Genomic DNA, 15,564 nt, shown 5'->3' on the forward strand with positions numbered 1-15,564 from the left:
GAAACGGAGAACGAGCATGACCACCCCGCAGCCCGGGGCCGCACTCCCGGCCGGCTCACCGCACGCCATCATCGACGTCGCGGTCGCCTTCTGGAAGTCCAAGGCGCTGCTGAGCGCCGTCGAACTGGGCGTCTTCGAGGAGCTCGCCGCAGGCCCCGCCACCCGCCCCGACCTCACCCGGAAGCTGGGCATCGCCGGCCGCGGCGCCGCCGACTTCCTCGACGCCCTGGTGTCCATGGGGCTGCTGGAACGTGACGACACCGGCGTCTACCGCAACTCCCCGCTCGCGGACCGCTACCTGGACCCCCGCAAGCCGGCCACCGACATCTCGGGCTACCTCTCGTTCCTCAACGCGGGCTTCGGCTGTTGGACGGGCCTGACCGCCGCGCTGCGCAGCGGCGGCCGCCTGGACTTCTCCGCGGCCCTGGCGGCTTCGCAGGCCGCGGACCAGGGCGGCGCCGGCGACCCGAAGCTGGTGGACACCGGAGCCGCCGACGACACCTTCGGGGAGGCGTACGCCGCCCCCGACCAGGTGACCGGGTTCCTGCGCGCGATGACCGGCTACAGCATGGGCGCCAACCAGGCCCTCGCCGAGCGCTACGACTGGTCGGGGGTGCGCACCGTGGCCGACGTGGGCTGCGCCGAGGGCTCGCTGCTCGCACAGGTGCTGTCCCGGCACCCGCACCTCCAGGGCATCGGCTTCGACCTCCCGGTGGTCGGCACCGGTTTCGACGCCCACCTGAAGCGGGTCGGCCTCGCCGACCGGGCGCGCTTCGCCGGGGGAGACTTCCTCACCGGCCCGCTGCCGGTCGCCGACGCCATCGTGATGGGCCACGTCCTGCACGACTGGGACCTGGACACCAAGAAGATGCTCATCGGCAAGGCGTACGACGCACTGCCGCGGGGCGGCCGGCTGCTGATCTACGAGTCGCTGATCGACGACGACCGGCGCGAGCGCACCACCGGCCTGCTCATCAGCCTCAATGTCTCCACCGTCTCGGCCGGCGGCCTGGGCTACACCGGCGCGGAGTGCGGCGACTGGATGCGCGCGGCAGGCTTCCGGGACATCGCTGTGAGCCACCTGGACGGCCCGGAATACCTGGTGGCCGGGGTCAAGTAGCCGGCGGGCCCGCCCTGCGCCGTGACGGCATCGAGGTGCCGGACGACCATGACGCGGCGCCACGCCGTCTCCCGTCCCCCGGTCCCGCCACGGACGTGCGTGCCCTCCGCGGCGCGGCCTCCCGGAAACGCCTGACGGGTCGGCCGCGCCGTGGCCCACCACCGGGACCCGCACGCCGTGGCGCTCTCCAGACCGTACGGGCGGCCCGGCCGTTCGGCGGATGGTCCGCGGGTGCGGCGCGGGCGCGGGCTCAGGGACCGTTCGCGAACGAGGCTTCTTGCGGGGTCACTTGGCTGAATCGCGCCGTCGCGCATCGTCAAGCCGTGGGCTACGGTAATACGAGCGAAGCTCGCGCGCCGGATGCCGAAGCGCGGGCCCGCAGACGCCCATCCGCAGGTGACGACACGAGCATCGCGCCGCATCGAGCCGGCCGTGAACCGCGACTCCGTTGCTTTCCCCCTTCCTTCCGGACCGGATGGGCCACCTCTGCCCCGCCGCGTGGGCACGGCCCGACTCACCACTGTGGACAGCTCGTTCTTGAGGACTCGGGGGTGGGTGACGATCGCGACCGACCGGCCGCTCGACGGGGCCCGCTCCGAGCAACCGGCAGCGTGGAGCCGCCGTGCGGTGTCCGCTTCCTCCTGTGACGTCGAGCCGATCACCATTCCTCGTACGTGCGGCAGACAGTGCTGCTGCGACGGCGCCTCTTCCTGAGGTTGCCCGGCTCCCACTGTCCGCGTCCGCGCCTCGAAGGAACTTCCATGGCATCCACAGTGATGGGGGATGCGCCGGGACAGGGAGGCCCTGCCGGCGACGGCAAGACCTTCTTCGGCCACCCCCGCGGCCTGGCCACCCTCTTCATGACCGAGTTGTGGGAGCGCTTCAGCTACTACGGCATGCGGGCCCTGCTCGTGTACTACCTCATATCGGGTGGCCCCGACGGCGACGAGGCGGGCCTGCGCGCCGGCGGACTGGCGATGAGCACGGCCGCGGCCTCGTCCCTCTACGCCGTCTACCTGGCGATGGTCTACCTTCTCGCCTTGCCCGGCGGCTGGTTCGGCGACCGGGTCTGGGGACCGCGCAAGGCGGTCCTCATCGGGAGCTGCGTCATCACGGCCGGTCACCTCACCCTCGCCCTGCCCGGCGCTCCGGCGTTCTTCACCGGGCTCACGCTGGTGGCACTCGGCTCGGGCCTGCTCAAGGCCAACATCTCCACGATGGTCGGCTACCTCTACACCGGTCCGCGGGATCCGCGCCGGGACGGCGGGTTCACGCTCTTCTACGTCGGCATCAACCTCGGTGCCTTCGGTGCGCCGTTCGTCATCGGCACGGTCGGCGAGACCGTCAGCTGGCACGCGGGGTTCGCGCTCGCCGGTGTGGGAATGGCCCTGGGAGCGGCACAGTTCCTGGCCGGTACCAAGCACTTGGCCCCCGCGAGCGACGTGGTGCCGAGCCCGGTGCCCCGACAGGAGCGCGCACGCTGCCTCTTGGTGGGCCTCGCCTGGCTGCCCGTCGCCGCCGTCTTCTACGGTGTGGTCGTCGCCACCGGAATCTTCTCGCTCAACTGGCTGCTCGTCCCGATCACGATACTCGGGCTGATCGCCCCCACCGTGGTGCTCGTCCGCGTCAGGCGGAACAAGGACCTCACTCCCGCCGAGCAGGCCAGGATGACCCGTTACATCTGGTTCTTCGTCGCCGCGGCCGTCTTCTGGATGATCTACGACCAGGGCGGTTCCACGCTGGCGGTGTTCGGGAAAGGCTCGACCACGGGCGAGTCGTTCGGCGTCGACTTCCCGGCCGCTTGGTTCCAGTCGCTGAACCCCCTGTTCGTCATGGCGCTCGCGCCGCTCTTCTCCTGGCTGTGGCCGTGGCTGGCACGCCGCGACAGGGAACCCGGCCCGATGACGAAGTTCGCGGTGGCACTGCTGCTGATCGGCGGGTCCTTCGCCGTCCTCACCGTGTCCATGGCGCTGGCCGCGGGCGGCGCCCGGGTGAGCCCGATGTGGCTGGTGTCGATCTACCTGGTACAGGCGGTCGGTGAGTTGTGCTTGTCTCCTGTGGGCCTGTCCGTCACCACCAAGCTGGCGCCCGCCCGGTACGGCAGCCAGATGCTGGGAGTGTGGTTCCTGGCCGTGACGGCGGGCAACTGCTGCACGTCGCTGCTCGGCATCGCCGGAATCGGCCTGGACGGCACAGGGGGCGTCGTCGCCGAGGCGGCACTGGCCACCGCTGTCGGGCTCGCGCTGTTCGCGGGACGTGGGAGGGTGCGGTAGCCGCCCGGGCGGAGCCCGGCGCGTCACTCGTGTGCGACGTCGCGAGACCTCCCGGATCCGTCGGGAGACGCCGGGCCGGTCTCGTGGCCGCGGGCCCGAGGAGGCCGCGACCGCGCGGTGCGAAGTGGCGTCATCCGACCGCCTGTTCCGCATGGCGCGAAGCGGTCCACTCCTGCGTGGGCCGCCCCATTGGGCCCGTATCATGGGGAGAGTCAGTATCCAGGACTGTTTCCGTAGGAACGGGGCAGATTGTCACGGGATGCATGGGCTGATCAGGATTTTTCCGGGGGACTCGTGCCTGACGACGAGGCGAGCACGGCACATGGCGGCATGGGCCGCTGCGGGGACCCGGACTCCGCGGTCGAACGAGCGGCCGACCGTCATGGCGCCGCCTTCACCGGCGCCGTCACCGCCGCGGGGTGGACCGAACGCCGCCAGAGCACGGCGGCCATGGGCGGGCCGCCGGGGGCGCGCCGGCGCTCCCGGGCGACGGCCGCCCCGGGGCCGCCGCCCGCGTTCGCGACTGCGGTGAGGAGAGGCCGCGCGACTCGCCCCTCGGGCGTGACAGCCCTGGTCCCCCTGGTGGGCGGGGGCGGGGTGGCCGCCGCGCGCCTCCGCCCCGCCCGCTCGTCCCGAAGGCCCACCGAGGCGAGTCGACGTCTCCGTCGAAGGCGCCGCGGCGTTCCCTGAAAGCCGTTTGCTCTCCGAAGGGATCGGCCCTGTGTATTACGCAGTTCTCGGACCGCTTCGCCTGGTCGTCGACGGCGAGCCGCTGTCGATGCGATCCCGTAATCTGTCGATCATTCTGACCACGCTGCTCGTGCGGGCGGGGAGCGTCGTCACCGTCGACGACCTCATCCGCGAGGTATGGACCCAGCCGCCGCAACGGGCACGCGACGCCATTTACGTCAACATCTCCAAATTGCGCCGGACACTCGGCGACATGTCCCAGGACGGCGTGTTGAGGAGCCGGTACCCCGGCTATGTGATGCGTCCTCACGACGGTCAGCTGGACCTCCAGGTCTTCCACCGCCACCGGGTCGAGGGCCACCGGTACATGGCGAACGGCGACTACCTGGCGGCGGTACACGCCTGGAAAGCCGGGCTCTCCCTCTGCCGGGGCACTCCGCTCGGCGGGGCGCACTGCGGAACCGGACCCATCCTGGGGAGTTTCGACTCGTGGCTGCAGCAGTCGCGGGCCGAATGCGTCGAACTGGCCGCTTGGTCCCAACTCCGCGGCGGCCTGTGTCACTCGGCGATCAGTTTCCTCACGCTCCATCTGGCGCAGTACCCGTTGAACGAAATCCTGCACCAGCAGCTTATGCTCGCGTTTTTCCTGTCACGTCACCGCGCTCAGTCCCTCGGAGTGTTCCAAAGGGCCTGCCGGGTCCTTGCCGACGAACTCGGTGTCGGTCCCAGCCGGGACCTCCAGGTGGTACGGGACATCGTCCTCACCGACGACGTCGGCCGCGCCGAGCGCGTCCTCGCGAGTGCCGTGGCGTCGTCCGTCAGCAGCTTGCGGCCGTCGGGAGAGCTCTGGTGCCAGCCTGATTCCGTTGACTAGTCCGTTGATCGGCCGGCCACAGCGGGCGACGTCAGAGGGAGGCTCCCTCCTGCGCGAAACGGCGGATCCGCGGCACCGGGGAGAACATGATCGGCGCCACGGCGGAGACGAAGAGCAGGCCGGCCACCCAGAGGAGCGCCCGCGCGTCGGCGAGGCCGCCGAGCCAGGAGGTGACCAGGCCCCCGAGGGCGATGCCCCCGAACACCAGGGCCCGGTACCCCGCCACGACCCGGCCCAGAAGCCCGTTCGGGGTGACGGTCTGCCGCAGCGTGGCGGTGAGGACGTTGCAGACCGCCAAGCCGCCGTTTATGACGACCAGGAGAACGGAGATGAGGAGGAGGGACACCTGCCGCCCCGATACGGCGGGGATGAGCAGGGCGGGGACGCCGCCGGCCACCATCGCCGCGAGGTACATGACGCCGACCGGGAGGCGCCGGGCGAGCCAGGCCGCGCCCGCGGCCCCGGCCAAGCCGCCGGCCGCGCCCGTCGCGAGGACCATGCCGATCGCGCCGGCGCCGAACCCGAGAACACGGTTGACGTACACCAGGAACGCCGTCTGGAAGACGGTGTACGCCAGGTTGCAGAGCGCCCCGGCCATGGTCACGGCCCGCAGCGGGGGCGAACGCACCAGGAAACGCAGCCCGTCGCGGAAATCACGCCAGGGAGTGCCGGCACCGGGGACCGGGCCGGGCTCCGGCCGTTTGATGAGCAGGAGGGAGAGGACCGACACCAGGTAGGAGCCGGCGTTGAGCGCCAGGCAGAGTGGTGCGGAGAGCCGCTGGACGAGCAGTCCGAACAGGCCCGGCCCCGCGATCTCCGCCGCCGCCTGGCTCACGGACACCCTGCCGTTGGCCGACAGCAGATCTTCCGGAGCCACGAACCTCGGCAGGTAGGCCACGAGGCACAGGTCGAACAGCACGGTGAACGTCCCGATGCCCGTGGCGAGGATGGCCAGCCGGGACAGGGTCAGGCACCCGAACGCCGCGAGCACCGGAACGGCCCCGATGAGGAGGGCGCGGGCGGCGTTGGCGGTGATCAGCAGAGGGCGGCGTCTGCTCCGGTCGACGAGGACTCCGAGCGGGAGCGCCAGGACGAGGAAGGGCAGGTATTCGGCGAACCGCAGCAGCCCCAGATCGGCGGCGTCGGCGCCCAGGACGACAAGGGCGGTTATCGGCAGGGCCAGCAGGCTGACCTCGGCGCCGAACAGCGAGACCGTCTCGCCGGCCCAGAAGACGTGGAAATCGCGATTGCGTCGCAGCCCTCTCCGGGGTGAGGGCCGTGCCTCCGGGGGCATCAGCGCGACACCTGCCGGAGCGACCGGTCCGGACGCGACCGGATACCGCGTCCCCCCGCTCCTGTCGCACCGGAATCCGCCAACCGGTGGAGACGGCCGAACGCCGCGTCGAGGTACTCGGGAGCCGCGCCGAACGCCAGGCGCACACGGTCATCCGTTCCCCGCCAGAAACCCGGTCCGGGCATCAGCCGCACGCCGGTCTCCGCCAGCGTCCGGTCGCAGAACCGCCGGGCCCCGGCGGTCGGGTCGGTCAGCTTCAACCAGAAGCACAGGCCGCCCGCCGGAGGCGCGGCCGGCTCGAAGACGTCGAGGAGGGAGAGGGCCCGTACGGCGACGGCCCGGCGTTCGGCCAGCATCGGCAGGTTCCCGTCCAGCGGCTGTTCCAGCAGGGCCGCCGCCGCTCGCTGGGCCACCAGCGACGGGCCCATGCGCAGCCGCTCGGCCACACCGGTGAGCATCCGGGCGACCGCCGGCGCCGTGGTGATCCACCCGACGCGGATCCCGGGGCAGCCGAAGGACTTCGACACCGAGTTCACCTTCGCCACATGGCCGGCGTCGAGGAGGGCCTGGTTCTCACGGGGGCGTTCGCCACCGACGATCAATTCGTCGTAGACCTGGTCCACGAGGAGCAGCGCGTCGTCGGCGCCCGCCGCCTCCGCGTGCCCGGCCATGGCACCGTCGGCCAGGACGAGGCCGTCGGGGTTCGACGGACTGTGCACCCACCGCATGCGCGCCGGGGCGGCGCCGTCGGGCTCCGCGTCCAGCGGGACGACGACGGCGCCGAGGTTCTCGAGGATGTCCCGGTAGAAGAGGACGCTCGGCGCCTGGACGGCCACCCGGTCGCCGGGGTCCAGGAAGGTGTGCGCGAGCAGGAACAGCGCCTCGGTCGCCCCGTGCGTCACGACGATGTGGTCCTCGTCCACGGACAGACCGTACTTCGCGTTCTCCCGGGCCGCGATCCGGCGGCGGAGTTCCGGTTCTCCCCGCGGGTCGGGATAGTTCCCGGCACGGAATCCGACCCGGCCGGCCGATGTCGGCAGACCGTGCAGCAGGGCTTCCGCGAGATCCCACGTGGGATCTCCGCTGCCCTGCGCCGCACGGGCCTGTCGTTCGATCAGGGACAGCTCATGCCAGCGACGGCACGGCGTGATCATGGGCACCTCCGTGAGTTGTCAGGCGGCCCGGGAGGGCCGGACGGGAACGCCTCCGCTTCCGGACGCCGTCTCACAGCCGCAGCTGTATCGGCAGGGTGACCGGCGTCGCGCCGGTTTCCGGCGGAGCGGCGTCGAACAGCTCCGTGAGGTCCGCGTACGCCCGGTCGAACGACCGCGGCGGCGTCGTGGGCTCGAACAGCCCGTCCGCCTCCCATCGTTCGGGATCCAAGCCGATCGCCCAGGCGTTGAGCCAGGAATGCCCGTGCAGCCGCGCCCGTCGCTCGGGCATCGTGTCCTCCACGGCGATGAGGAAGACGGCCAGGGCCACCTCCTCCAGCACGGCCATCGAATGGCGGTGGTCGGCCGCGAGCTCGTCCGCCGACTTGCCCTCCACGAGGTTGCGTTCATATGCCTCACGCAGGAACGGGACCGTGTAGTAGTCGATGAAGCGGAAGTTCCGGCCTTGCCGTCCGTCCTTGCGCTCCCACTGTTTGAACAGCCGTTTGACCTGGAGGGTGAGGGCGTACAGGCCCGGGGTCGCGGCGCGGACCGCGGCGGCCTTCTCCTCGTCGAGGAAGATGCCGTTGAACATCTGCGGGGTCGCCGTGGTCCAGCCGACCAGCGTGTCCCAGATGAAGGACAGGGCCATGATCAGGGGCTCGCCGAAGTACGAGTACGAGCTGTGGATGTTGTACTCGACCCAGTCGTTCTGGCCGAGCACGAAGCGGTTCAGTTCCTCGACCCGCTCCGGGCGCAGGGCCTGCCGGGCATCGTCGCCGATCAGCTTGATCAGCGCCGAGTTCTCGAAGGCGATCATGTTGGAGCCCGGGGAGTAGAACGGGTCGGAGAAGGCCGCCGCCTCGCCCACGCAGCCCCAGCGGTCGGCCGAGAACACCCGGCTGGTGGTGTAGCTGTAGTCGCGGACCGCCAGGAAGTCGAGCACCTCGTGGCGGACCAGCGCGGAGGCGACCGCCGGCTCGTGCCGCTCCAGCCAGGCGACGGCATCGGGGAGGGTGCTCATGCCGTCGATGTCGTGGAACTCGCCGGACGACACGATGCCGACGCTCGTGTTGCCGGAACCGAGCGGAATGAGCCAGACCCAGTACCCCGGGCCCATGAGATGGACGGTGGAGAGCCGGCGCCGGCGGCCCGGCACCCGTTTGTGCCAGTCGACCTGGTCGTCGGGGACGAAGTCCTCGACGTCGAGCCGGCCCGTGACGCGGAACCACGCGGCGTTGAACTCCCCCTCCGTGGGCCGCCCCAGCCCCAGTTTGCGCTGGAGGAACCGGGCCCGTCCCATGGCGTCGACCACCCACCGGCAGCGCGCTGTCCGGGCCACCCCGTCCCCGTCGGTGTAGCGCACCAGGTGCGGGTCCCGGCCGGGGGCCAGGTCGATGTCGAGGACCTTGGCGCCGGTGGCGATCTCGACGCCGGCCCGGCGGTTCATCGTGTAGAGGTCGTTCTCCAGGACCCCGCGGTCGATCTGGTAGGTGGGCCGCCCGCAGAAGGCCGACAACCCGATCTCCGGGGCGTCGGCGAACGGCTCGCCGGCCCGCCCGAAGAAGTAGCGCAGGCCCAGTTTGGGGAGGTGCTTCTCCGTCATGTACTCGGCGAGCCCGAGGACCGACGCGAAGTAGAACCCGGCGATGTCCACCGTCGACTCGCCGACCTTGTGGGCCGCCGGCGGCACCGGGTAGGTCTGCCCGTCGATCACCAGGACCGAGGCGTCGGGCCGCTCGCGGCGCAGGTGCCGCGAGAACGTGGCACCCGCGAGCCCGCCGCCGCACACGACCACGTCGTACCAGGGAACGCCTTCGTGGGCCGCGGAGGGCTCAGGAGCGAACAGGGTCACGGGAGTCCTCCGGATCGCCGGGGGCGGCACCGCCGCCCCGGATGTCGGTCGTCGGCCGGGTCAGTACCTCGGACCAGGTGGCCATCAGCCGTGCGGCGGCGGTCGCGTCGAGCCGGTCCGTGTCGTGCTCCAGGGTGGCGACGAGGCGCTGGGCCCCACCGGGAGCCACCGGTTCGAGCGACACCCCGAGGACGAGAGGATGGTGGAGCCGGCCGAGGGCGACGCACTCCTCGACCACGGTCAGCCGCCCGGCGCCCTCGCGGGCGTGGTGGAAGTGCACGAAGTTGAACCACCCCGCGACCGCCCGGTCGTCCGCGACGCGGCCGGCCAGCGGGAATCCCGCCCAGGGCTCCATCGCCTCGAGCCCGGCCTGGACCGCGGCCGCCGTGGGGGGCGGCGCGCCGCCGTCCCAACGGGCGGTGAAGGGCAGGATGTTCCAGAACAGGCCGGTGGTGCGCAGCGGGTCGGTGAGCCGCTCGGACCTGCCGTTGGCGACGACGCCGACCGTCACGGACGGCGCGCCGCCGTGACGGTGGAGGGCGTCCAGGAAAGCGGCGAGGCAGCGGGCCTTGGGGGAGACGCCCTCCGCCCGGGCACTCGCCAGTACCGCCGCGACCCGCTCCGGCGGCACCACGACCTCCGTGTCACCCACCCGCCGCGTCTCCCGGTGCCGTGGGGCCGACGTGTCGTCGGGGAGCGCGGCGAGGGCCTCGGCCCAGAAGCCGCGTGCCCGCGGGTCGCCGGCGAACGCCCGTTCCAGGGCGACGAATTCCCGGTACGAGTCCACCGGTGGCGCCGCGGTGTCCGGGAGGCGGCCCGCGCGGAGCGCTTCGTAGTCCTCCAGCAGCTCGTTGCGCAGCTGGACCCCGCTCCACCCGTCCGTCATCGCGTGGTGCGCGGACATCACGACGTCCGCCTCGGTCGCGGAGCGCGTGACGACGCGGAAGCGGGTCCACGGCGCCGGGCCGTCGAGGACGAACGGGTCGGCGAGGTCGGCCTCGACCACGGCGTTCAGCACCCCGTCGGCGTCGTCCCCGGGGCGGGTGCCAACGGTCTCGACGGGCGTGGCCTCCGGCGGCAGCACGCATTGCAGCAGGCGCCCCGAACCGGCCGCCCGGATCACGGTGGTGCGCAGTGACCGGTGCCGCTCGACCAGGCCGCGCACGGCGTGCTGCAGCACCTCGACGTCCAGGTCGTCGTCGCGCAGCCGCCACCCCGCGACGCAGTGGTAGGCGTGCAGGGCCCGCTGGGCCGGCTCGGCGGACCATGCGACCATGCGCTCCTGGAGGTGCGTCAGCGGGTAGGCGTCCTCGCACCGCTCCGGCAGGTGCCGGGCCTCCTCCTCGGTCAGGGCCACCACCGGTTCCACGGCCGGTGCGGCGGATCCGGCGCCGTCGGTGTACCGGGCCACCCCGCGCGCCAGCGCCCGCACGGTCCGGTGCCGGATGACGTCGCTGGTGCGCAGGCCGATCCCCGCGCGCTGCGCGGCGTGCACGGCCTGGATCAGGCGGATCGAGTCGCCGCCGAGCCGGAAGAAGTCCTCCTCGACGCCGACCACGGACAGGCCCAGGACCTCCGCCCACACCTCGGCCAGGCGCGACTCGAGCGGGTTCGCGGGTTCGCCCACCGAACGTTCGGCCATCCGCCGCGCGTGCACCTCCATGAGGGCGCGGCGGTCCACCTTGCCGTGCTCTGTGGTGGGGAAGGCGTCGACGCCGTGCACGGCGGCGGGGACCAGGTGCGGGGGAAGCGTCCGGGCGAGGTGATCGCCGAGCTCGCGCGCCAGGACCTCGTCGTTCTTCGGGCCGTGGGCGCCCGGCCCGCGGACGAAGGCCACGAGGACCCCGCGGGCGGCGTCCGCGACCACGACGGCGTCCTCGACCCGCTCGTGGGCGCGCAGCGCGTTCGCGACCTCGGCGGGCTCCACCCGGAACCCGCGGATCTTCACCTGCTCGTCCCGGCGCCCGGCGAAGACCAGCTCCCCGTGCTCGTCCCAGGCGCCGAGGTCCCCGGTGAGGTGCAGCGGGCCCTGGTCCGGGCGGAAGGGGTGCGGGACGAACCGGCGGGCACTCTCCTCCCGGTCCCCGACGTATCCGGACGCCACGCCGCGCCCGGAGATCGCGATCTCGCCGATGACATGGCGGGGCAGCAGGTTGCGGTCCCGGTCCAGGACGTACACCTGCTTGTTCGCGCGTGGCCGGCCGATCGGCACGGCGCGGTAGGCGCGCCGTGGGTCCACCCGGTGCAGCGTCGTGTTCACGCACGCCTCGGTCGGGCCGTACCCGTTGTACACCGCGACGCCGCGGGCCGCGTACGCCGTCAGATCCGCGGCGTTGGCCGGTTCCGCCGCCGAGATGAGCACCCGGAGGTCCGCCGGCCGTGCCGGGTCGAGGTGGGTGAGGTACGAGGGGGTGATGGTGGTCGCCGTCACCGCGTGCTCCGCCATCAGGTCTTCCAGACGGCGCGGATCGGCGAGGGTCCGCTCGTCGGGGAGGACCAGCGCCGCCCCGGCGAGGTGGGTCATGACGACGTCGAGCAGGGCGCCGTCGAACGAGAGCGCCATGAACTGGAGGTAGCGGTCGCCCGGGCCGAGGCCGAGCTCCGTCACGTGGTCGAGGCCGACGTTCACCAGCCCGGCGTGGTCGAGGACGACCGTGCGCGGGGCCCCGCCCGAGCCCGAGGTCGTGATCACCGCGGCGGCGTCGCCGCCCCGGGAGTCCGGCCAGGCCGGGGCGGACGGCGGCCCCGCCGCCGTGCCCGCGGGGAACTGGAGGTCCACGCAGCACACGGCGAGCGCGGGCAGTTCGGCGACGCGGTCGAGCAGGCCGGAGTGCAGCGCGAGGGCCTTGGCCTTCGTGGTCCCGACGATCCGGGCGACGCGGTCGGCCGGGGTGCGCGGGTCGATCGGGACGTACGCCGCCCCGGCGGCCAGGCACCCCCACAGCGCCACGAGGGTGTCCGCGGTGCGCGCGGCGAGGACGGCCACCGCCTCCCCGGCCGCGAGGCCGAGGTCGTCCCGCAGGTGGTGGGCGAACCGCGCGGCACGGTCGTGCAGTTCGCCGTAGCTCACCGTCCTGCCGCCCGCCAGCACGGCGGGGGCACCGGGAGCCGCGGCGGCCACCGCCCGGAACCGGGCGGCCAGGGAGTCGTCCGGGGTGTGGGCGGGGACGTCGGTGGCGTTGAGGGTGTCGAGCTGGTGGAGGATCTCGTCGTCGTCGAGCAGGTCCAGGCGGGCCACCGCGGTACCGGTGTCGGCGAGGTGCTCCAGCACCCGTTCGACCAGTCCGACGACGTGGTCGGCGAACCACACGGGGTAGAGGCCGTGCCGGTCCTCCACTTCGAAGCCGCCCTCGACCGGGTCGATCGTGATCACCAGGTCGGCGGCGTCGTCGGCCGGCACGGGCAGGTGCAGGCCGGCCGCGGTGACGAGCACACCGGTGTCCTGCGGCCCGCCCGCCCGGGCCCACAGGTCGCGCACGGGGAAGCCCTGCGTCGCGTAGGAGGCGGCGACCCGGTCGCGCACGTGCTCCAGCAGCGACCGGAGGCTGCCCCGCCGCTCCGGGCGGAAGACCAGCGGCACCCGGTCGTCGTGTGCGTAGGGGCTGTTCACCCCGCGGAGCCGGGGAGTGGTCAGCCAGACCACGTCGTGCGCCGACGTGCGCTGGACGACCACCACGAGGGCGGCGAGGAGCACGACGAAGCCCCCGAGGGCCTGCCCGCCGCTCACGGCGGCGACCCGGCGGCGGGCCTCCGGACCGATGGCGGCGCGGCGCCGCGTCCCCGGGGCGGCCGTCGCGGTGGTGACGAAGGACTCGGCCCAGCGCAGGGCGTCCTCGGCGGACGGCATGGCCGCCAGCCAGTCGGCACGCTGCCGGTGGTGGGCAGGGCCCCGCAGGGCCTCGGCGCGCGAGACGGTCACGACCAGCTCCAACGCTTCGCACCGTAGAGCCGCTCGGCGTGGCGGCCCTGCGCCTGGCAGGACTTGACCAGGCGTTCGGCTTCCTGGAGGGGGAAAGACTCGGTGGTGTAGGGGATGCCCAGCAGGGGGTAGAGCCACGGCTCCTCGCCCATCGCGTACACGTAGACCTCCGCGCCGTCGAACCGCTCGACGACGCCGAGGGCCTCCTGGGAGGTGGACGCCCGCCCCCGCCGGCCCTGGTCGTGGTCCCGGTCGAGCGGCCGGGCGAAGTACGGGCCGTAGACCCAGCTCGCCGGCGCGCCCTCGCACTCCATGCCCAGGAACAGCAGGTCGATGTCGCCGACCAGGTCGTGCACCCGCTCGTACACCGCCGGGTTGACGTTGGCGGTGTCGGCCCCGACCAGCACCGTCCGGCCGCCGAGGCGCAGGTGGTACGTGGTCTTGGAACGGATCGCGAGGTCGTGGTGCTCGCCGACGAACGGGACGGCGGTGATCGCCCCGTTCGGCAGGCGCACGACGTCGAGCTCCCGCACCTCCCGGACGTCGGGGAAGCCCAGGTGCTCGACCACGAGGCGCAGCGAGGGGTCCATGAGTCCGCCGCCGTCGCTGCCCGGCACCACGACCGTGCCCACCTTGTGCCGGATCTGCAGCAGCGCCTCGGGCAGGACGTGGTCGTGATGGGCGTGGGTGATCAGGACGTAGTCGATGCGGTCGGGCAGGTCGGCGAAAGAGAGGCGCGGTACGTCGGAGGCGTGGTCGTAGGCGATGACGGGATCGACGAGGATGCTGACGTCCCCGTCCTCGAACAGCACGCAGGCGTGCCCGAAGTAGCTCACCCGGACCCGCCCGCTCCCGGCCGGCGTGCCCTCGCCGCCCTGCCACGCCCGCGGGGGCTCGGTGGTGAACAGCGCCCGGAACCCCGGGCGGGACCCGGCGTCCAGGTTCAGCGCGTCGGCGAGCGCGTCCGGGTCGGCGGGTGCGGTGCGGGCCCGGAACAGCGCGTCGAGCTCCGGCGCGGCGAAGGGCACGGCGAGTTCCACGGCGCCTTCCCCGCCCCCGTCGGCGACGGGCAGGCGCGGGGTGGAGAACGCGAAGGGGCGGTCCCCGTCCCGGTCCGAGCGCACCAGGCGCAGGCACTGCTCCGAGGGGTCCGCCAACGCGCCGGTGTAGAGCAGCCGTTCGTACAGGCGGCACCGCGCCCGGTGGTGGCGGTCGTACTCCAGCTCCACCAGGCCGCGCAACGCGGCCGGGACGGAGGGGTACAGCGGTTCCAGCGCGGCTCCCGTCATGCCCTCCAGGAGCTCGTCCAGCTCGGCGAACGCCGCCACGAACTCCCGCCGGTGCCGCGCCCGGGCGCGCGTCGCCTCCAGCAGCGCCCGGACCTCGGCGACCCGGGCGCCGCCGAGGTCGAGGAACGGGCCGGAGCGCGTCGCCGGGTTGGCCGCCGCGGCGGCGTGCATCGCCGGGGAGCGGACGTAGGACTCCATCATCCGCAGGTGCCGTTCGACGACGACGAAGGCGGCGGTCGCCGGCGCGACGAGGTGCACCCACGCGTACCAGCGGTCGACCAGCGGCTCGGCCTCGACGTCGCCGCGCAGGAAGTACCGGGCGGTGGTCCCCGGCGCCGTCACGACCGGCCTCCGTCGGTGACCAGGGCGTCCAGGTCCGCCAGCGCCGACTCGATCTCCTCCAGGTCCTCCACCGCGAAGTACCGGCTCTGGAGCCGGAGGATGTCGTACGTCGCGAACCGCACCACCTCCGGGTCGAAGGGCTCGACCGGGCAGGCCGGGTCGAGGCACTGCCGGATCTCGTCGGCCGAGGAGAGGATGGCACCCCCCAGCGCCCGGAGGCCGCCGGGCATCCGGATCAGACCGGTCTCCAGCGTGCTCCACAGGATGCCCTGCAGCAGCGCGAAGTCCTCGGGGCGCCCGGCGCACCGGACCCCGATCCGGCCGAACTCCTGATACAGGTCGGCCGTGCGCGCGTGGGCCAGGTAGGGGCCGTGGCCGAACAGGTCGTGGAACAGGTCGGGCAGCCGGGCGAAGCGCAGCTCCTCGGGCGCGCGCATCCGGCTGGTGACGGGAAACCGCCGGTGCAGGAGCATGTCGAAGAACTCGGGGCCCTTCACCAGGCCGTCCACGGCCACGCAGGTCCAGCCGCTGACCGCGCTCAGACGCTCGTTCACCTGCCCGAGATCGGGCACGTGGTCGGTCGGGAGGCCGAGCAGGGCGAGCCCCTCCAGGTACAGGGGCGGCGCCGCCGCCGGCACCAGCTCCGCCTGCTGGCGGTAGAGGTGTCGCCATACCTCCTGGTCGACCGGCCCATAGGGTTCCTGAACCGGCGGTACTCCGTGAGTGTCCACCTCTGCTCCTTCCGGCGGGAACGGCT

9 protein-coding genes are annotated in these 15,564 nt (G+C 72.8%); 3 read left to right on the plus strand and 6 right to left on the minus strand.

The window, feature by feature from the left end:
• Window positions 1–16 precede the first annotated feature (16 nt).
• The 3 genes from J7W19_RS27485 (at window position 17) to J7W19_RS27495 (ending at window position 4,957) form a co-directional block, all read left to right on the plus strand.
• Window positions 17–1,120, plus strand: coding sequence for a methyltransferase (locus tag J7W19_RS27485; protein WP_004941298.1), 1,104 nt, complete (start codon window positions 17–19; stop codon window positions 1,118–1,120).
• 761 nt (window positions 1,121–1,881) lie between these two features.
• Window positions 1,882–3,393: a peptide MFS transporter gene (locus J7W19_RS27490; RefSeq protein WP_040888550.1), complete on the plus strand. Its 1,512-nt coding sequence runs from the start codon at window positions 1,882–1,884 to the stop codon at window positions 3,391–3,393.
• Between the two features lie 721 nt (window positions 3,394–4,114).
• Window positions 4,115–4,957 (plus strand): AfsR/SARP family transcriptional regulator, encoded by an 843-nt coding sequence (locus J7W19_RS27495; RefSeq protein WP_004941294.1) that lies wholly within the window; start codon window positions 4,115–4,117, stop codon window positions 4,955–4,957.
• 31 nt (window positions 4,958–4,988) lie between these two features.
• Here J7W19_RS27495 and J7W19_RS27500 read toward each other — a convergent pair whose 3' ends face one another.
• The 6 genes from J7W19_RS27500 to J7W19_RS27525 form a co-directional block, all read right to left on the minus strand.
• The gene (locus tag J7W19_RS27500) at window positions 4,989–6,251 is read right to left on the minus strand and encodes an MFS transporter (RefSeq protein WP_004941290.1); all 1,263 of its coding nucleotides are present in this window, start codon (window positions 6,249–6,251) and stop codon (window positions 4,989–4,991) included.
• Entirely contained in the window at window positions 6,251–7,405 is a 1,155-nt protein-coding gene (locus J7W19_RS27505) for a pyridoxal phosphate-dependent aminotransferase (protein ID WP_004941288.1), read from the minus strand. The genes J7W19_RS27500 and J7W19_RS27505 overlap by 1 nt, the downstream gene beginning before the upstream one ends.
• A 70-nt stretch (window positions 7,406–7,475) precedes the next feature.
• Window positions 7,476–9,257 carry an NAD(P)/FAD-dependent oxidoreductase gene (locus tag J7W19_RS27510; protein WP_004941286.1) on the minus strand — a complete coding sequence of 594 codons (1,782 nt, stop codon included), beginning with the start codon at window positions 9,255–9,257 and terminating at the stop codon, window positions 7,476–7,478.
• On the minus strand, window positions 9,238–13,188 hold the full coding sequence (locus J7W19_RS27515; protein WP_004941283.1) for a non-ribosomal peptide synthetase: 3,951 nt from the start codon (window positions 13,186–13,188) through the stop codon (window positions 9,238–9,240). Before J7W19_RS27515 ends, J7W19_RS27510 begins: the two co-directional genes overlap by 20 nt.
• A complete protein-coding gene (locus tag J7W19_RS27520; RefSeq protein WP_004941280.1) occupies window positions 13,173–14,807 on the minus strand; it encodes an MBL fold metallo-hydrolase in 1,635 nt (544 codons plus the stop codon). The genes J7W19_RS27515 and J7W19_RS27520 overlap by 16 nt, the downstream gene beginning before the upstream one ends.
• A complete protein-coding gene (locus J7W19_RS27525) occupies window positions 14,804–15,538 on the minus strand; it encodes a phenylalanine 4-monooxygenase (protein WP_004941277.1) in 735 nt (244 codons plus the stop codon). Before J7W19_RS27525 ends, J7W19_RS27520 begins: the two co-directional genes overlap by 4 nt.
• Window positions 15,539–15,564 lie beyond the last annotated feature (26 nt).

The organism is Streptomyces mobaraensis NBRC 13819 = DSM 40847, assembly GCF_017916255.1.
GTDB classification, from domain to species: Bacteria; Actinomycetota; Actinomycetes; order Streptomycetales; family Streptomycetaceae; genus Streptomyces; species Streptomyces mobaraensis.